At 73.3% G+C, this 19,262-nt stretch carries 10 protein-coding genes; 3 read left to right on the top strand and 7 right to left on the bottom strand.

Annotation, left to right across the window (positions count from 1 at the left end; translation table 11 throughout):
- Positions 1–219 precede the first annotated feature (219 nt).
- A complete protein-coding gene (locus AB0D67_RS22845; RefSeq protein ID WP_362939086.1) occupies positions 220–1,914 on the top strand; it encodes a hypothetical protein in 1,695 nt (564 codons plus the stop codon).
- Between the two features lie 6 nt (positions 1,915–1,920).
- Positions 1,921–2,703, top strand: a complete 783-nt coding sequence (locus AB0D67_RS22840; protein WP_362939083.1) for a hypothetical protein — start codon at positions 1,921–1,923, stop codon at positions 2,701–2,703.
- A gap of 35 nt (positions 2,704–2,738) precedes the next feature.
- On the opposite strand, the gene AB0D67_RS22835 is transcribed toward AB0D67_RS22840, so the two are convergent.
- Complete coding sequence (locus AB0D67_RS22835) at positions 2,739–3,185, bottom strand: YbaB/EbfC family nucleoid-associated protein (RefSeq protein WP_362939080.1); 447 nt, start codon at positions 3,183–3,185, stop codon at positions 2,739–2,741.
- A 197-nt stretch (positions 3,186–3,382) separates the two neighbouring features.
- Positions 3,383–4,828 (bottom strand): type VII secretion integral membrane protein EccD, encoded by a 1,446-nt coding sequence (eccD, locus tag AB0D67_RS22830; protein WP_362939077.1) that lies wholly within the window; start codon positions 4,826–4,828, stop codon positions 3,383–3,385.
- A gap of 155 nt (positions 4,829–4,983) precedes the next feature.
- Here eccD and eccCa point away from each other — a divergent pair, with 155 nt between their 5' ends.
- Positions 4,984–8,988, top strand: a complete 4,005-nt coding sequence (eccCa, locus tag AB0D67_RS22825; protein WP_362939074.1) for a type VII secretion protein EccCa — start codon at positions 4,984–4,986, stop codon at positions 8,986–8,988.
- Positions 8,989–9,020: 32 nt separating this feature from the next.
- On the opposite strand, the gene AB0D67_RS22820 is transcribed toward eccCa, so the two are convergent.
- The 5 genes from AB0D67_RS22820 to AB0D67_RS22800 are packed head-to-tail and all read right to left on the bottom strand — an operon-like array spanning position 9,021 to position 19,159.
- On the bottom strand, positions 9,021–9,629 hold the full coding sequence (locus AB0D67_RS22820) for a hypothetical protein (RefSeq protein WP_362939071.1): 609 nt from the start codon (positions 9,627–9,629) through the stop codon (positions 9,021–9,023).
- Positions 9,626–10,129 (bottom strand): hypothetical protein, encoded by a 504-nt coding sequence (locus AB0D67_RS22815; RefSeq protein ID WP_362939068.1) that lies wholly within the window; start codon positions 10,127–10,129, stop codon positions 9,626–9,628. The genes AB0D67_RS22820 and AB0D67_RS22815 overlap by 4 nt, the downstream gene beginning before the upstream one ends.
- Before the next feature lie 4 nt (positions 10,130–10,133).
- Positions 10,134–18,428, bottom strand: coding sequence for a hypothetical protein (locus AB0D67_RS22810; RefSeq protein WP_362939065.1), 8,295 nt, complete (start codon positions 18,426–18,428; stop codon positions 10,134–10,136).
- Between the two features lie 6 nt (positions 18,429–18,434).
- Positions 18,435–18,758: a hypothetical protein gene (locus tag AB0D67_RS22805; protein WP_362939062.1), complete on the bottom strand. Its 324-nt coding sequence runs from the start codon at positions 18,756–18,758 to the stop codon at positions 18,435–18,437.
- Positions 18,755–19,159 (bottom strand): YbaB/EbfC family nucleoid-associated protein, encoded by a 405-nt coding sequence (locus tag AB0D67_RS22800; protein WP_362939059.1) that lies wholly within the window; start codon positions 19,157–19,159, stop codon positions 18,755–18,757. Before AB0D67_RS22800 ends, AB0D67_RS22805 begins: the two co-directional genes overlap by 4 nt.
- Positions 19,160–19,262: the final 103 nt, after the last annotated feature.

Below are 19,262 nucleotides of genomic sequence, written 5' to 3'. Positions count from 1 at the left end.
CCCCGCGAACATCATCGAATGGCATGCTAGCGATCTAGAGCCCCACAAATAACTCGCGAATATATTACGGCCTCATAACATTTCCACGTCTTCGAAAGAAACGCCCAGGCCAAAGGGCATTTACCCCGTTAATGGCCACTCGGCGGCGCCGATCGCCTCCCGGGCGAATAGTTGATGCTTCATCCACTTCTGTACCGTCCAAACGCAGGTGGGCTACTGTTGACGATCACTGCGTGCCGTGACGGGAGGGTGAAGGTGGCCGAGGGTCCTGACATCGAACGCCTGCTCAACTGGGGCGAGACTTCGGCTCCGCCCACCACCGGCCCGGTGGAGATCATCCGCCCCGCCGACGACGGCGCGGGAGCGGCGCAGCCGTCCGCGGAGTCCGGCTTCTCCGGCATGACCGGCTACGAGGGCCCGATCGACCTGGCCACGGAACCCGCGTCGTCCGCCCTCGGCGCCGATGCCTCCGCGGCGGTCTCCGGAACAGGCGGCGCCGCGCCCGGCGGATCCCCCGACGACGGCCCCAAGCAGGAGATCATCACGGACCCGTACGGCGAGGCCGGCCGTGGCGGCGCGGGAGCCGATGACGGTACCGGTCCCGGGGGGACGGCGAACGACGGCGGGACCGTGGATGACAGCGGGACCGTGAACGACGGCGGTACGGGCACGGACGGCCCGCGCGGCTCCGGCGACGACTCCGGCGCCGACGGGTCCGACACCCCGGACGGCGGCGCGGGGGTCCCCGAGGGCGAGGCTCACGACCCGGGCGACACCGGGGACGGCGGATCCGGCGACGAGCCCGGATACGTCGAGCCGAGCGGGCCGGACGACGACGCCGCCGGGTCCGGCGACGGAGGCGGCTCCGACGACCCGGCCGGACCGGACGGGGAGATCTACCCCGACGACCCGAACGGCGACGTGACCGAGGACCCCGGTCCGCCCGCGGCCGACGGCCAGTCGGACTCAGGCGAAGGGGGCGGCTCCGGCGACCAGGGGAACCCGGGAGACTCCGGAAGCCAGGGCGACCAGGGGAATCCCGGCGGCTCCGACGGCTCCGGGACGGGTGACCAGGGCGGCTCCGGCACGGGAGACACCGGCGGCCCCGGAACCGGCGACCAGGGCGGCACCGGTGACCCGGCCGGTCCGGGGTCCGGTGATCCGACCGTCCCCGTCGAGCCCGGCACCCCGCAGACCCCGGGCGACCCCGGCCCCGGGAGCCCGGCCGACTCCTCCACCCCTCCCACCCCGGAGAACCCTGCCGACCCCGCGCTTCCGGGCCAGCCGGAGACCCCGAGCGCGGAGCTGCCGGGAGCCTCACTGCCCGGCACGGGCGCCCCGGGCGCCGAGACTCCCGGATCCGGGACGCCGGGGATGGAGACCCCGGCGGTGCCGGGCGGATCACCCGGCGGCGGGGACCCGGGCGGTGGCGGGATGCCCGGCCTCGGCAATCCCGGAGGCGGCGCGGGACCGGGTGGATCACCCGGCGGCGGTGCCGGGGGCGGCCTGAGTCCCGCCGAGCAGAAGAAGAAGGCCGCCGAGGAGCAGAAGAAGCAGGCGGCCCAGCAGCGCCAGCAGTACCTCGCCACGAACGGCGTGGGCGACCAATGGCGCAAGGCCGACACCGGCTCGCTGACCAAGCTCAGCGGCAGGCTCAAGGCCATCGGCGACGAGGGCGGAGAGGCCGCCGTCGCCCACTCCAACGCCACCGGCATCGACCTGGGCGGCTTCCCCGGACTGGGCGTGCTCGGCCTGATGGGGCTCAACTCCGCGCACAACGGAACCCGCGACAACATGGTCAGATACCTGGAGTCGGCCAAGACGCACCTGAACACCACGATGAGCGGGCAGCTGAAAGAGGGATCGACGGTCATCAAGGCCGCCGAGGACGCCAACACACTCAAGGGAGTCTGAGCGGACATGGACGCCTACAGCGCCGGGACGGGCCTCTACACGACGGCGCTCGCCCTGTGCGTGGCCAGCGCCGCGATCCCCAACAGTCCGATGTTCACCTACGCCAGCCGGACGGCCGCGGCGGCGATCGGCGTCCTGTACTCCAGCCCGAGCGACATCCAGGGATGCGGGGACGGGTGGAAGGGCCTGAACCCGCACATCGAAGGCACGAAGGCCGCCATCCTCAAGGCTGCGGAGGCCGTGACGGACGACGAGTGGAAGAAGATGGGCCGCGAGGAGTTCGACGCGGCCTACAAGAAGTTCTGCGCCGAGCTGGACAAGTGCAAGCAGATGAACGACTCCGTCGGGGGCTGCATGGACGGAGCCGCGAAGATGTCGTACGCCGGGGCGATCGTCTCGACTCTCGGAGCCCAGGTCCTGTTCGGGCTCGCCCTCGCGGCGATGGCCGGGAAGTTCATCCCCGTCGTCGGGCAGGCCGTCTCCCTGGCGACCCAGACCGCCGGGATCACGTACGCCAACGCCTTCCAGATAGGCCTGAAGAACATGGCGAGGAAGAACCTCATGGTCCTGGGAACCGCCGCGACGATCGCCGTGATGGCCGGCCAGTTCTTCTCCCAGTCCACCCAGCAGAAACTGTCCACGGCGACGACCCCGACCAACGGCGACATCCCCGCCTTCGAGCAGGTGACGATCGAGGGCCTTCCCGTGTCCACCAAGGGGATGCCGGGGGCGTCCGGCATGCCCGGGGCATCGGGCATGCCGAAGATTCCGGGAATGCCGGAGGCCTGATCCGCCGCCCGCGCCCCGGAGCGGCACCGGTCCGGTCAGAGGTCCAGACGGCGGCGGATGCGGTCGAGCTCGCCCATGACGTCCTCGAACGTCCGGTTGTAGGCCGCCTCGGCGCTCTTGAGCTGCTGGAGCGCCGCGTCCGGGTCCTGGGCGAACCGCATCGGGTTGTCGTCCTCGCCGAAGGTCTCGGCCATGACGGCGTTGACCTGGTCCTGGAGGTCCCGCGTGGCGGCGTGCAGGACCTCCTTGATCCGCTCGGCCAGCTCGCCGGAGCTGAGCCGCATCGCCTTGGGGTGGAGCTGGAGCTCCTGCAACCCCTCGGCGGCGTACTCCACGGTGACCAGGCCGTCCTCGTCCTGGGCGCGGCCGACCAGCGTCGCCAGGGACTTCTGGAGCTCTTCCATCCGGGCGAACTGGCTGTCGGCTCCGTTCAGGAGCTTGTCAACATCAATGTTCGCGAAATCCCCGAACTCCGCCGTCATCGGTCGTCCCCTCTTGCCCCGCACTCACTCATCCGGACTGCTACAAAGGTCCGTTTCCGCGGAAAGCTAACCGCACCCGATCACACCTCCGCAATCCACTCGGCGACATTCCACCCACGCCGCCGCTTCGCACCCGCCGCGGGAACCACAGGCGCTCCCGGGAACGGAGGCGCTCCCAGGGACGGAGCCGCCCCGGTTCAGCCGGCCAGGCCGCGCACCCAGGCGTAGACGTCCAGTACGCCGAGGGCCAGCGGGAACAGCGTGATGATCAGCAGGATCTCCACGATGTCCCCGGCCCGCCCCCAGAACGGGGACGGCTTGCCCTGACGCAGCCACAGCCCCATACCCGCCGCGACCGCCGCCGCGCACATCAGCCCCATCACCGCGATGATCGCCGCCACCCCGCCCGCGCCGGCGACCCGGGCGAGGGCGAAGAAGACGAGGCCGGCGAGGCCCGCCGTGACCAGCCAGAGCCGCTGGCCGAACCCGCGGAAGACCCGCGAGCGCAGCAGCAGGGTCAGCGCCAGCGTCACCGTCGCCGTCATGGCGACCCAGTCGTTCACCAGCGCCAGGTAGAGCTCCGTCCCCAGGGCGACCATCCCGAGCCCGGCGACCATGCCGGTGGCGTAGGCCTGCGCCCGGAGCGTGCGCTCCCGGACCGACGGCCCGTCGACCCGCTGGTTGTCGCCGCGCAGCTCCTCGGCGTTGGTGGGCATCGAGGGCATCGGCATGCCGGCGGCCCGGAACGCCACCGTCGGGATCAGGGAGCTGAACGCCAGCAGCACCGTGAGCGTGACCGCGGCGACCCCGGCCGGGGAGGCGTCCGAGACCATCACGACGCCGGAGCTCACCGCCCCGGCCATCGCGGCGATGGCCGTGCCGAGGAACCCCTGCACGCCGTCGGAGATCGCGATCAACGCCACCGTCGCCACGAGGCCGACGGTGGCGAACGCGGCGAGCAGGTGCGCCGCCCCCAGCCCGGTCAGCCCGCCGTTCCCGGCGGGCGCCAGCAGCCCGGCGATGAAGCCGTACGGCAGCGCCGCGTGGCCGACCAGCGCGCCCGCGAAGGAGTCGCCCACCACCCGGGACACCAGGGCCCCGGCCACGACCAGCAGCAGGGCGATCACCCCGGCGACCACGGCGGAGGCCGTCCACGGCGGTCCGGCGAACACCAGCGTCACCGCCCCGGCGGCCAGCAGGGCCAGGGCCGAGCTCACCCCGACCAGGCGGGTGTGCGAGGAGGTCCAGTTGCCTGCGCTCTCCTTGACACCGGTGGCGACCACGTCGGCCACATCGTCGAACATGGCGGGTGGCGCCGCGGCCTCGCGCGGCCGCAGGTAGAGAACCTCGCCGTCGAGCACGCCGAGCGCCCCCAGGCTCTGGGCGACGTCGAGGGGCGGTCCGCCGGGGCGCTGGAGCACCCACCCGGGGGCCGCCGCCGCCTCTCCCCCGATCTCGCCCATCGCGCGCAGCAGGCCGGGCAGCACATGCGGGAGCGGGATGTCGGCGGGCAGCGCCAGGTCGGCCTTCTTGCGGGGTCCGACGATCGTGACGTGGCACAGGGCGGGCAGCGGCGCGGCGAACTGGGCGAGCGCGCTCTGCGGCGCCGGGAGCGGGACGGGCGGCTGGGCCAGCGACCTCACAGTTGTCCTCCTTTTCCCACATCCATCACGGACATCAGGGATATGCCGGATACGGTAGCGATAAGAAGAGGGATCATGTGCGATGGCCGTACCCGAACGGCGCCGGACGGACGGCGCCGCGGACGGCTGAGAACAACCAGGAAGGCATCCGCAGGGTGAGCATCGTCGTCGTACGGCGCCCCGAGCGCCGGCCCCCGCCCAAGCCACCGCGCGGCGAGATCCTGCTCGAATCCCCGCCCGAGGTCCCCGAGGTGCAGTCGCAGGGCATGATGGCCGTGCTGACCTACCTTCCGATGGTGGCCGGCGCGGCCGCGATGGGCCTGATGTTCACCGCGGGCGGCAACGCCAACCCGATCATGTACGTGGCCAGTGGCCTGTTCGGCGTCTCCATGCTCGGCATGACGATGGGGCAGCTCGGCCGCCAGTCCGGGGAACGCCGGCAGCGGCTGAACGGCCTGCGCCGCGACTACTTCCGCTACCTGTCGCAGATCCGCAAGCGGGCGCGGCGGGCGGCGGTCCAGCAGCGCGAGGCGCTGGAGTGGAGCGGCCCCGACCCCGAGTCGCTGTGGTGGGTCGCGATGAGCCAGCGGCTGTGGGAGCGCCGACCCCGCGACGACGACTTCGGCACCGTACGGCTCGGCACCGGCGTCCAGAAGCTCGCCATCCAGCTCGTCCCGCCGGACTCCCGGCCGGTCGAGGACCTGGACGCGCTGACCTCCGGTGCGCTGCGCAGGTTCGTCCGGGCGCACTCGACGGTCGCCGGGCTGCCCGTCGCGGTGGCCCTGCACTCCTTCGCCCGGATCAACCTCACCGGCGACCCGGTGGCCGTGCGCGAACTGGTGCGGGCGATGATCGCGCAGATCACCGTGTTCCACTCCCCCGACGACATGCGGATCATGGTGTGCGCGAGCAAGGAGTGGATGGCCCAGTGGGACTGGGTCAAGTGGCTGCCGCACGCCCTGCACCCGGAGGAGACCGACGCCGCCGGCCCGGTGCGGCTCATGGCCGAGAACCTCGCCGAGCTCGACCGGCTCGTCGGCGGGGAGCTGAAGGAGCGGGCGCGGTTCCGGCCCGGCGCCTCCGCCGACGCCCTGCCGTACCACGTGCTGATCCTGGACGGCGGGCACGTGCCGCACGACTCCCAGCTCGGCACCGACGCCATCCAGGGCGTCACCGTGATCGACCTGTCGGGGTCGGCGGGGGTGATCGAGGAGAAGAGCACGCTGCGGCTGGACGTCCAGCCGGACGGCTTCCACATGATCAAGGTGGACCACGCGGGCAAGCGCAGCTCGACCCGGCTCGGCGACCCCGACCGCCTGGACTTCCTGCGGACCGAGGGCCTGGCCCGGCAGCTCGCGCCGCTGCGCGCGTCCACCTCCAAGGGAGGCGGGGAGGCCCAGGACGTCCTGGCGGTCAACACCTCGCTGACCGACCTGCTCGGCGTCGGCGACCCGGCGCGCCTCGACGCGGGGGTGACCTGGCGTCCCAGGGCCGGGCGCAACCGGCTGCGGGTGCCGATCGGCCTCGGTGTGGACGGCCGGCTGGTCGAGCTGGACATCAAGGAGTCGGCGCAGGGCGGGATGGGGCCGCACGGCCTGGTCATCGGCGCCACCGGCTCGGGCAAGAGCGAGCTGCTGCGTACCCTGGTCCTCGGCCTGGCGATCACCCACTCCTCGGAGATCCTGAACTTCGTCCTGGTCGACTTCAAGGGCGGCGCGACCTTCCTGGGCCTGGACACGCTCTCCCACGTCTCGGCGGTCATCACCAACCTGGAGGACGAGCTCCCCCTGGTCGACCGCATGTACGACGCCCTGCACGGCGAGATGATCCGCCGCCAGGAGCTGCTGCGCGCGGCCGGCAACTACGCCTCCCTGCGCGACTACGAGCGCGCCCGCGAGCAGGGCGCCGACCTGCGCCCGATGCCCACGCTGTTCGTCGTGATCGACGAGTTCAGCGAGCTGCTGACCGCCAAGCCGGAGTTCATCGAGCTGTTCGTGATGATCGGCCGGCTCGGCCGGTCGCTCGGCGTGCACCTGCTGCTGGCCTCCCAGCGCCTGGAGGAGGGCCGGCTGCGCGGCCTGGACACCCACCTGTCCTACCGGGTGGGCCTGCGGACCTTCTCGGCGATGGAGAGCCGGGTCGTGCTGGGCGTCGCCGACGCCTACGAGCTGCCGTCCGCGCCGGGCAACGGCTACCTGAAGTTCGACACCACCGGGATGACCCGGTTCAAGGCCGCCTACGTGTCGGGCGCCTACCAGGCCGACCCCCACCGCGCGACCTCCGCGGACGGCGGCGCGGCGCCGTGGGAGATCGTGGAGTACGGGCCGGAATTCGCGCCGGTGCCGGTCCCGGCCGAGCCTCCCAAGAAGGAGCTGACCCCGGCGGAGAGCTCCCCCGCCAAGGGCAACTCCAGCAGCCTGCTGGACATCGTCGTCGGGCGGCTGAGGGGCCAGGGGCCGCCCGCCCACCGGATCTGGCTGCCCCCGCTGGCCGACGCGCCGACCCTCGCCCACCTGCTGCCGCCGCTGTCGGCCACTCCCGAGCTGGGCCTGACCACGACCGGATGGGCGGGCCGGGGGCAGCTGCACGCGGTCATCGGCATCATCGACAAGCCGTTCGAGCAGCGCAGCGACCCGTTCTGGCTGGACGTCTCCGGCGCGGCCGGGCACGTCGGCGTCGCCGGCGGCACCCAGAGCGGCAAGAGCACGATCCTGCGCACCTTCGTCACCAGCATGGCGCTCACGCACACCCCCCGCGAGGTGCAGTTCTACTGCCTGGACTTCGGCGGCGGCTCGCTCGGCTCGCTGGAGGGCCTGCCCCACGTGGGCGGCGTCGCCACCCGCCTGGACACCGACCGGGTCCGCCGTACGGTGGCCGAAATCTCCACCCTGCTGGAGCAGCGGGAACGCGACTTCGCCGAGCAGGGCATCGACTCGATCGCCGTCTACCGGCGGCAGGTGGCCGACGGCGCGATCGAGGGCGACCGGTTCGGTGACGTCTTCCTGGTGGTGGACGGCTGGCTGACCGTCCGGCAGGACTTCGAGTCGCTGGAGCCGGTCATCACCGACCTGGCCGCGCGCGGTCTCGGGTACGGCATCCACGTCGTGGCCGCCACCAACAAGTGGTCGGAGTTCCGGCCCGGCATCCGCGACCTGTTCGGCACCCGGGTGGAGCTGAAACTGGGCGACGCCTACGAGTCCGAGGTCAACCGCAAGGCGTCGCTGGCCGTGCCCGAGGGAACCCCGGGCCGCGGCCTCACCCGGGAGGGCCTGCACTTCCTGGGGGCGCTGCCGCGGATCGACGGCGTCCGCAAGGCCGACGACCTGACGGTCGGCGTGCGCGCCCTCGTCGACGCGGTCCGGGAGGCCTGGCAGGGCCTCCCCGCCCCCGGCGTGCGACTCCTGCCGCCGGTGCTGCCGTCCGAGACCCTGCCCGGCATCGAGCAGACCGGCCCCGGCCGGATCCCGATCGGCATCGACGAGGCGACCCTGTCGCCCGTCATGCTCGACTTCGACACCGACCCGCACTTCATCGTCGTCGGCGACACCGAGAGCGGGAAGTCCAACCTGCTGCGTCTGATCACCGAGGGCCTGGTCGCCCGGCGCACGCCGCGCGAGGCCATGATGATCGTGATCGACTACCGGCGGACCCTGCTGGACTCGGCCGCCACCGAGCACCGCATCGGCTACGCCGCCTCCAGCGCGGCGGCGGCCGGCCTGATCGGCGACGCGCGCGCCGCGCTGCTCAAGCGGCTCCCCCCGGCCGACCTGACGCCCGAGCAGCTCCGCAGCAGGAGCTGGTGGCAGGGTTCGGACCTGTACATCGTCGTCGACGACTACGATCTCGTCGCGACCTCGTCCAACCCGCTGCAGCCGCTGGCGGAGCTGCTGCCCCAGGCCCGTGACATCGGGTTGCACCTGATCGTGTCCCGCGCGATGGGCGGCATGGGACGGGCGATGTTCGACCCGATCGTCCAGCGGCTCAAGGACATGGCCAGCCCCGCGGTCGTCCTGTCGGGCAACAAGGACGAGGGCTTCCTGTTCGGCAACGTGCGCCCGCATCCGCTGCCGCCGGGCCGCGGCTACTACGTCGACCGCAAGTTCGGCGCGCGGCTGGTCCAGACGGCGTTCATGCCGCCGCAGGAGCCGGTGGAGGACTGAGCTCCCGGCCGGGCGGCGAGGAGACGGAGGAGTCAGGCGGCGGAGAGGCGTCGGAGCTCGTCGAGGGCGTGCCGGGCCACGGCCTCGTTCACCGGGGGGCACCGGCGTCCGGCGGCGTCGATGTGCGCGCAGAGGTCGGGGTCCGGGCGGATCCCGTGGACGCGGAGGTAGTAGGCGACGGTGTCGGTCCAGATCCACGCGCCGTCGGTGCGGAAGCTCAGCGGCACCACCGTCCCGCGTTCGGGCCGGACCCGGTCGGCGTCCAGGCCGGTCGTGGACAGGATCGGCGTGCCGGCCTCCAGGTAGGCGGCCAGCCCCTCCCGCTCGGCCGGGTCGTCCACGACCGGGTGGCCGGGGGCGAAGTAGGGCGCTCCGTCCTCTCCGACGCCGTCGAAGACCCGGGCGAGGCGCATCTCCGGCATGAAACGGACATAGCCGTTGGTCCAGCCGTTGAGCCGGTCGAACGCCTCCCGCGGGGACCGTTCCCGGACGACGGCCATCATCTCGACGTCGGCCCGGAGGGCCGGCGGCTCGAAGTTCAGCCCGCCGTCGCCGCCGAACGAGACCCTGCCGATGAGCCGCCCGCTCCGGACGTCCAGCATCCGCAGCGTGTCCGGCGCTCCCGGTGTGCCCGCCGTCACGCCGCCCGCCCCAGGCGGATGAGGCCGGCCCCGGCGAGGCTGGTCAGCAGGCTCTGGTCGTCGGCGGGGTCGAGCCAGATCACCGCCCCCGCAGGCGCCCTCGGCCGGAGCCGGGGGGCGTGCGGCTCGTAGTGGGAGGTGACCAGCACCAGCGGCACGGCGGCGTTCCAGGCGAGCGGGGCGGGCGGTTCGGCGCGGTCGGCGAGGATGACCTCCCGCTCCTCCGGGGTGCAGGCGTCGAGGTCCCCGTCCACCGCGAGCCGCGCCTGCAGCCGCACCTGGAAGTCCACGGCCAGGCGGAGCCGGGCGGCGGCGCGCTGCTCCTCGCCGGGCAGCTCGGCGTAGCCGGGGACCAGCTCCGCCACCAGTTCCGCCGGGTCGTCGGCGTAGACCCGCCACCAGCCGTCGATCATCTCGTAGACGTACGGGGTGCCGTCGTCCCTGAGCGGCTCGGACGGCGGCGCCTGGGCCGCCGAGGTGTTGCGGATCCGGATGCTCACGGGGTCAATCCTCCATCAGCTTCATGTATCTCTCCAACGTGGGCTGCCAGTTGTTCAGCGCGAACAGCGCGGTGAGCTGCTCCTTGTCGGCGGTGCGGGAGAAGACCAGGTCCGCCAGTGCGCGGAAGGACGCGGTCTCCTCCTCCCGAGAGATCCGCTCGCCGTTCCGCAGCCGCTCCTCGTGATGACCGAGCCTCTCGGGCGGGGGGATGTCGCCGATCTCGCGGGACGCCAGCTCGGCCAGGGCCAGGGAGAGCTTGATCCGTGTCTGGATGATCCCGGGGTCGACGTGGCCGTCCCACATCCGGAACTCCAGGTGGTCGCTGGGCAGCCCGCGGGCGTCCGTCATGCTCACCGCCGAGACGCCCAGGTTGTACAGGCGGATGTTGTCGAAGCTCGCCCGGTAGTGGCTGGGGTCGGCGTTGGGCAGGCAGTTGTCGTAGCCGCGGTGCATGCCCAGCTCGTCGACGGGGTTCTGGGCGATCCGGAACAGCACGTCCTCGAAGGCGTGGTAGATCTTCAGCAGCCGGACGTGCCTGGCGACGGACGTCCCGTAGTCGGGGATCCCGACGTGGACGTGACCGCCGGTCAGCGCCGTGGCCTCGCCGCCGTGCGACCGGATGATCCCGGCGGCCCGCTCCAGGTCATGCCAGGAGGCGGGGTCGTCGTGCAGGATCGGGGAGATGACCTCGCCGGCGATGCCGCTGTCGGCCTCCAGCTCCAGCCGCCAGCCGCGGTCGTACCCCTTGCCGGAGTCGTGGTAGTCGTACACGATCGGGTCCTCGGCCAGCCCCGCGTCGTGCAGCTCCCTGGCGATCGACTCGACCACCGGCGGCCAGTCCTTCCAGGGGATGGGCGGCAGGGCGAACTCCAGCTCGACCCCGAAGCCGCGCCCGCCCCCGGGGGCGCCGACGCCGTCGGTGGCGTCCTCGGTCATGTAGGGGACGATGGCGTCCACCGGCTCGCCCTCGGCGAAGCGGGTGGCGGCGTCGTCGTAGACCCGGTCGAACGCCTCCGTGTCCCGGGTGTAGGAGACCGGCTCGCCGTGCTCGCCGAAGTGGTGCGCCACGGGCCCGCCGGCGGGGGCGTCGTGGGCGAGGAGCGGCACGTCCCCCTCGGCGTGTTCGGCGATCCGGTAGAGCCGGTCCATGAGGACGTCGAAGTCGCCGCCCCGGCCGAGCCGCTCGAACTCCGGGCGCAGCGCGTGGACCCGCTCGACGACGAGGTCGGCGTCCTGGCGGGTGAGCGGGTTGCCGATCCACCCGAAGCCGCCGTCCGGGGTCCGCCCGAGAAGGTTGCCGGTGAACGGGGCGCCGTCGTGGACGTCGAGCCCGGGGTAGCGGAGGTGGAACGCCCTGCCGTGGTCGATGCCGACCAGCCGGCCGTCGTCGGTGACGAGCAGGTTGCCGGGGTGGCGGTCGTGGTTGACCGTGAGGACGTCCAGCAGGCCCAGCAGCACGGCGTCGCGCCTGCCCGCGTACGCCGAAAGGTAAGGGGCGATCCCGTAGGCGCTCTCCCCCTCGACCAGCTCCATGTAGACGGCGCCGGCGCGGTGGGGGTCCCTGAGGACCCGCGGGACCGGGGCGCCGATCGCCTCCGCGACACGCGAGGCGAGCAGCTCGTTCTCCGCCGTCCGCACGTCGCCGTAGTACATCTCCTTCCGGACGGCCACGGTGCCGTCGGCGAACGTGACCCGGTAGACCTCCCCGTCCTCGCCCGCGCCGATCAGCTCGCGGTGGGGCTCGCCTCCCTCCAGCAGCCGGAGCAGGGACTCCTCGGTGAGCGGGGCGGGGCGGGCCTCGCCCACCGGAGCCGCCGGCCAGGCCGGCCGCTCGGGAACGACCTCGGCGGGGACCTCGGGGCGCGCGTGGGGGGTCTCGGGCACCGCGACGTGCCAGGCGCCGTCGTCCGCCCCGGGGAACGCCGGGCGGCCGTCGGGGAGATAGCCGGGGATGCCCGCGGTGTGCGCCTGACGGTCGGCGCCGATGAACACGTACCGGTCACCGGCGATGATCGTGCGGCCGGTGATGTCGGCGAGCTCCTGCATGGCCGCCCGGTTCTGCGCGGTCTCGCAGCCGAGGACGCGCAGTGCCGCCCCTGGCTCGGCCATCACCCGGGGGTCGTGGGCGAGCATCACGCCGAGATCCCTCGCGGACAGGCTCCGCTCCCCGATGCGGAACTCCGTGGGCGTCCCCGCGATGCCGACGTCGATCACCCCCTCGGTCCGCCGCAGCAGCCGCATGTCCGCCGTGGGCGTCACCGTGGAGTCCGGGTCGCGGTACCACAGACCCGCGTCGACCTCGCGGCGGGACGAGAGGATCGTCTCCCGGTGCCGCGGCTCCAGCTCCGGAAGGGGGCGCGGCCCCGCGGCCGGTCGCCCCTCCGCACCGACCTCGGTACGGCCGTCCGGGTGGGCCGGCACGGGCCGCTCACCGGTCCCGGCCGCCGCGTGTCCGTCCAGGTCGCCCAGCACGGGAAGCTCGCCGTCCGCGTGCCGGGAGAGGTGCCCGAGCCGGTCCATCAGCCCGTCGTGCCAGTCGAGCCGGCCCCGGCGCGCGAACTCCGGCCGCAGCCCCTCCAGCCGCGCCGAGACGGCCGCGACGTCCTGCGGGCTCAGCCTGTTCTGCCGGAACGTGACATGGGGTGCCTCCGTCCCCTGGGGGCGGTGCGTGACGAGGAACTCCTCGGGGAACCGCCCGCCCCACCGCGCGGGCGGTTCATCGCCGGCCCGCAGGCGGTGCACGCCGTGCGCGTCCACGGTCACCTCGTGCGGGGTGAAGCCGTCCCCCATGGTCAGCACGGTGTACATGCCGCGCCTGGTCCGTTCGGCGGGGGACTCGTGCCCCCCGCGCGGTGCCTCGTCGCCGTGCTCCCGGTAGACCACATCACCGGAGCGGTGCACCGCCGGGCCGTCCAGGCCCAGCGCGGCCCGGGTCAGCGCCGCCGCCTCGGCCGCCTCGGCGTCCCGGCCGGTCAACCGCGCCGCCGTCCGCCCGTCCCCGAAGGTGACGATCTCCGCCCGCACACCCTCGGCGTGCAGCGAACGGACGTCACGCACCCCGCTCGCCACGCTCCTGCCCAGCTCCCCGCCGGGATCCATCAGCCGCGTCCCGGCGTGGTCCGGCGGCGTGATCCCCTCCTGCGACGGCCGTGTGCCGTCACCCGTCCCGGCGTCGCGCGCGCCATCGCCCGGAGCCGCGTCCCGGGTCCCGGCGGAATCCGCGTCCCGCGCCTCGGCGTCCCGGAAGGCGGATCTCCCGGCGTCACGGCTGTGAGCGACGGGATCCCCCGCGTCACGGGAAACGACCGGACCGTGCGTGTCCCGGTGAGCGGAACCGGGCGGGCCCGGGTCGGCCGGACCGGCGCCGTCCGGACCGGAGACGGGCCCGTGGGAGGCGTCCGGACCGGAGACGGGTGGGTGGGAGGCCGGCGGGGTCGATGAGCCGAGCGGGTCGTCGAGGATGCCCTCCAGCCAGTCGTCCCGGATACGCCGGACTCCTTCCCACGCCGCGGCGGGGACCGGATCCTCGGGCAGGAAGATCAGCAGCCGCCCGCGGCCGGTCATGGTGTGGGAAAGAGCATCCGAGTCGTTCACGGTTTCGACGTCACCGTGCGAGTTGACATTCATCAGCCCGTCGGAGGCGACCACCACGTGGCCGGTCCTGTTCGCCACCTCCTGGGCGTACGGCCATTCACCCGTGCCGACCCTGCAGTTGCCGAGGTAGACCACATCGTCCGGACGCAGGCCGGGCTCGTTGAGCAGCAGCGCCGTGAGCTCCTGGGGGCTCAGCCTGTCCGAGCCGATGTAGACCCCCTTCGGGCTGCCGTGGGCGTCCACGTAGAACAGGCCGTCCATCTTCCGTACGGTGCGCGCGCTGCTCGCCAGGATCCGGTCGTCGGGGTCGCTCAGGTCGCGGTACCACACGCCGGCGTCGGTCGTCTCGCGGTGCTCGTCGAAGTGCTTCCGCAGCCTTTCGGGCAGCTCGGGCGGGGTCTCCGGCAACCCGTCCGTCCGGGCGGCGGGAAGAGCCCCCTCCACGTCGGAGACGCGGGTCACGAAGTACTCCTTGACGCCGTAGGAGGTCTCGTGGATCCCCAGTACCTTGAACCGGGCGCCCTCCTCAAAGATCACCTGGTGGGGCTTGCCGGACAGGTCGCCCACCCGCGTGTGCTCTCCGTGGATGATCAGCCGCGCGCCGTGGTCCATGTCCGGCAGGAACCGGGGGTCGTCGACGCCTTCCAGGAATCCCGCGGCGGTGAACTCATGGCCGGCGGCCAGCCCCTCGGGCAGCCGGCCGACGGGAATCCGCGCCTGCACGGTCCCCTGGGTGTGCGGCAGCTCGGCCAGGCCCTCGTTGACCAGCTCCGCGTACGCCCGCACCCGGGCCACGTCGTCGGGATGGGCCGCGGGGTCGGCCAGCGCCTCGTTCAGCCGTCCCAGATCGCCCTCCCGCACCACGCGGGCGAGCGCCTCATCGGGCCGCGTGGTGGCCGGGTCGTACGGCCACGCCGTGTCCTCCGGGTGGGCGACCGGCACCTGCGGCGCCCCCTCCGGCGGGATGGGGCCGTGCGGGACGGCGTCCGGACCGGTCAGCAGCGGATTCTCCCCACCTCGGGCCCGCTGCCCGAGGTGTTCGAACCGTTCCGTCATGTCGTCGTGCCAGCGCTGCCACCCACGGCGCTCGAACTCCGGCCGCAACGCCTCCAGCCGCGCCGCCACGGCCGCGATGTCCTCCCCGGTGAGGCGGTTGCTGAGGATCCTGAGGTCGACGATGTCGGACCGGGAGTAGATCTCCCGGCCGATGAAGCGGTCGAGGAGGGCCTTCTCCCACGCGTCGGCGAAGCCCCGCTCGACGCCCAGGAAGGACTCGCCGCGCGCGTTCGTCTTCATCACGTGCGTGGTGAAGGTCTCGCCCAGCGTCAGGACGTCGTACAGAGCCCTCTTGGCCGCGTGGCCCGGCGGCTCGCTCCACACCAGCGGCTTCACGTCCGGATCGTCGGCCGCCTCGACGCGGGTCACGTAGACGGCCGTCTCGCTCGCGCGGTGGATCCCTCCGTGGGCGTCCGCCGTGGACCGGGGAGGCATCGCCGCCGCCTCGGCATCGTCCGCGTCGAGGGTGGTCTCGTACTCCTCGCGGAACACCCGTCTTCCGTCGTTGAAGGTGACGAGCTCCCGGAACTTGTGCTGTCCTTGGGAGATGAGCCGGGCATCGCGGATGCCCGTCTCGATGCTCCTGCGCAGCGCGTCGTCCCCGTGCTCCCGGTAGACCACGTCGCCGGAGCGGTGCACCGCCGGGCCGTCCAGGCCCAGCGCGACCCGGGTCAGCGCCGCCGCCTCGGCCGCCTCCGCGTCCCGGCCGGTCAGCCGCATCGCCGTACGCCCATCACCGAAGGTGACGATCTCCGCCCGCATCCCGTCGGCGTCCAGGAGCCGGACATGGCGCACCCCGCTCGCCGCGCTCCCGCCGAGCTCCCCACCGGGATCCATCAGCCGCGCCGCGGCCTGGTCCGACGACGGCGTGCCGTCCCGGGACGGCACGCCGCGCGGCTCACCCTCGGGCGCCCTGTCCCGCGGCTCACCCCCGGGCGCCCTGTCCCGCGGCTCACCCCCGGGTGCACCGTCGCGCGCCTCATCAGCGGACGCCCTGTCCCGTGTCCGGCCGGAGCGGGGAGCGGCGGGTTCCCGGGCGTCGAGGAGCGGCGTCGTGCCCTCGGCGTGCTCGGCGATCCGGTCGAAGGCGAATTTGGCGTTGGCGTACCAGTCGTCCCGGCCCAGCGCCCGGAACTCGCCCTCCAGCGCGGCGATCCGCGCGCCCAGGACCTCGATGTCGCGCCGGCTGAGCGGGTTGCCCGCCCACTCGACCCGCATCGGGGACGTCTCCCGGAAGAAGTGCCGGACGAAGGGGTTGCGGGTGTCCGGGAGGATCCCCTGGAACGCCTTCTCGTGGTCGAACGCCCTCAGCCCGCCGTTCTCCCCGACCCGCAGGTCGATGTCCGCCGCCCGCAGGTCGAGGTCGGCGTCGGGGAACCGGAAACGGTCGTAGTGGCTGGTGAGCGTGTCGAGAAGGCCCAGCAGGACACCGTCCGCCGTGTCGTGGTGGCCCGGCGCCTCCCAGCTCCCGTCGGGGTTCAGCCGGACCTCCGCCCGTTCCCCGCCGACCCAGTCGATGAGGACGTGCCGCTCGCCGGTGATGTGCACGGCGGCCACGTCGGCCCCGACGGCCTGCCCGAGGCGTGAGGTGAGGTACTCGCGGTCCCGGGCGTCCCGGCCGGCCAACTCCTTGTCCACCGCCCGCGTCCCGTCGCCCAGGGTGACCCGGTCGGCCCGCAGGCTCTCCGCGCCGGTTCTGAGCGGCTCGCGGGGCCCGGTGATCCCGGTGGCCACGCTCTGGGCGAAGCTCTCGTGGTCGCGCAGCGTGATGGGACGCGGCGGCCGCGCCGTGTCCGGGCCGGCGTCCGGGAGCGGGTGCGGGGCGGGCGGGTCCGGCTGCCCGGTGAGGACGGTCGCGGTTCCCGGGTCGTCCCCGTGGTTGATCAGCGAGTCGATGCTCCCCGCCTCATGCCGCACGGCCGGAGCGCTCTCCCCGGTGGCGACCGGGTCCCGCGGGGCGGGCACCGCGGCCTCGGGCCCGTGCCCGGGACGGACGGCGTTTCCGGCAGCGGAGTGCGCGGCGTCAGCGGGGCCGGGCCGTACGACGGCGCCGGGCCCGGGGTGGGTGGCGGCCCCCGGAGCGGCGTTCTCCGTCCGTACGGCGGACCCGGCGGGCCCGCCCCCGGACCTGGAGGCGGAGGCCGGGGCGGCCGCCTCGGCGTGGGACGGCACTCGCGACGGAGGCGCCGCGTCCGCGAGGGGCGCGGCGTGCGGCGCGGCCGTGCCGTCCGCCCTGAGGACGGGCGAGGGAACGGCCTGCGAAGCGGCGTGCGGCGGGGCCGTGCCGTCCGCCCCGAGAAGGGCCGATGGGAACACCTGCGAACCCGCGTGCGGCGGGGCCGTGCCGTCCACCCCGAGGACGGCCGGGGGAACGGCCCGCGCCAGGACGGTGGCCGGGTCCGCGGGGGCGTGAGCGGATCCGCCGGAGGTGTGAGCGGTGCCGCCGGAGGCGGTGACCGGGTCGGCGGGGCGGCCGGAACCGGCCTGGTGGGCGCCCGCGGTACCGGGCCCGGACGGCCCACCCGGGTCATGCGGAACCACACCCCCGGAGCCGGGCGGACCGTCGGGGCCGGGCGGAGTCCCGCCGGAGCCGGATGGTCCTCCCGGGTCGTGCGTGACCCCGCCGGGACCGGACGGCCCGCCCGGGTCGTGCGGGACCGTGCCCCCGGCGGGAGATCCGCCCGCCGGGCCGCCGCCGGGTCCGCCGCCGTCACCGCCGTGGGCGGACCCGCCGTCGCCGCCCGCGCCGCGCACCGTCGGCTGCCCCGCCCAGTGCGCGTCCGCGCCGCCGACCACGCCGGCCGTGGTGCCCTTGAGCACCATCTCCCAGTCGAACTGGCCGCTCATCGCCAGGCTGATCGCGGTGGCCGCCCCGTTGGCCAGCCCGGACTGGCCCATCATGCCCCACATGGAGTTGGTGGAGGCCGCCAGGAACTTCTCGAAGGCCGTCATCTCGGCCCGGCTCAGCCCCGCCCGCAGCCCCGCGGTCGACAGCCCGGACAGCCCGGCAGGCAGTGCGGTGAGGAACGCGCCGCTCAGCGCGCCCATCATCGCCGACGCCTTGACCGACTCCCAGTCGATGCCGTCGCGCCGCGACTGGGACAGCTGAACCCCCAGGTCCATCCCGACGCCCAGTCCGCCGAACAGGGCGAGGTTGACCAGCAGGCGCCGGGCGATCTGCTGGATCGTCATCCGGGTGAGCTGCACCCGCGGGCCGATCAGCGCCAGCGACAGCGCGCCCCACGGGCCCATCGAGGCCGCCAGCAGCCAGCCGAGCTGGAAGATCAGGAACCAGACCGACACCTCGATCATCTTCTTGGTGTACTCGACCTGCACCCCGGCCTGGTTGAGCTCCAGCGCCGCCGACACCAGACGGTCGACCAGTTCGGCCTGCCTGCCCCCGGAGACCTTCTTGACGTGCTCGGCGAAGAGCTTCAGGGCCTCGCCGTCCCATTTCACGCCGCCCGCGGTCCCCAGCGATCCCTGGGAGGACAGCGGCCCCTCCCCCGCGACCTTCCGCGCGGTGGCGGCGCAAGCGTCGGCGAGCCGGAAGCACCGTGACTCGTCCCCCTCGGGCCAGTCCATCCCGACGGCCCAGCCGACGTACGGCTTGGCCCAGTCGGGCACGAGGAAACCGTCGAACCCCACGGAAGGTCACACGCCGCGCGAGGAGGGGATGGTGCCCGCTCCTTCGGCTCCCTCGTATGTCGCGGCGCCCGCGCTCAGCCGCTCCCGGACGCCCCCGATCTCGTCGATGTACGCGTCGAACGCCGTGAAGAGCCCGTCCATGATGCCGGGCAGCCGCTTCTCCAGCTCCGCGCCGTACTGGTCGTCGCCCAGCGGGGGGCTCTCCCGCAGGAACGCCTGCCACAGCTCGTCCCGCCGCTCGCGCAGGAAGTCGCGCTCCTCGCCGTACTGCGACGCCCTGCGACGCAGGTCCGCCCACTCGGCGTAGTAGCCGTCACCGGACGCCGTCATCCACGGCCCTCCGGTTCCACGGGCGACAGCGTCACCGGCTGGGGGAGGAACGACTCGAAGCTCGCCCCCTCACCGAAGACCTCCTCGTACGGCAGGCCCTCCGGCAGGAACGGAGCCATGAGCTCCTTCGTCTGGTCGGCCACCGCACCCGTCGCCGCGCCGATCTGTTCCATGATCGCCCGGGCCAGCTCCGTGGGGGACAGCTTGCGGTAGACGCGGGGGTCGAGCGTGAGGTCCCGCACCTGGCCCCGCGGACCGACCGTCACCGACACCATTCCGTCGTCGGACCGCGCGGTCACGTTCAGCTCGTTGAGCTTGCCGTACGTCTCGCGGAGCTGCGTCGCCTGCCGGTTGTACTCCTCGGCGAGCTCTTCCATGGTCCTGCGGAACTCGTCGCTCATCCTCTTCACCTCCCGGGATCAGGGAAACCATACGCCACAGGAAACCCAACAGAACCAGACATACCATTCGCAGTCCGGCCAGATCGAGGAAAACCGGCATGCC

The organism is Streptosporangium sp. NPDC048047 (genome assembly GCF_040653115.1).
Classification (GTDB): Bacteria; Actinomycetota; Actinomycetes; order Streptosporangiales; family Streptosporangiaceae; genus Streptosporangium.
Note: the sequence above shows the minus strand (reverse complement) of the source record. Positions and strands in the feature narration are given on the sequence as shown.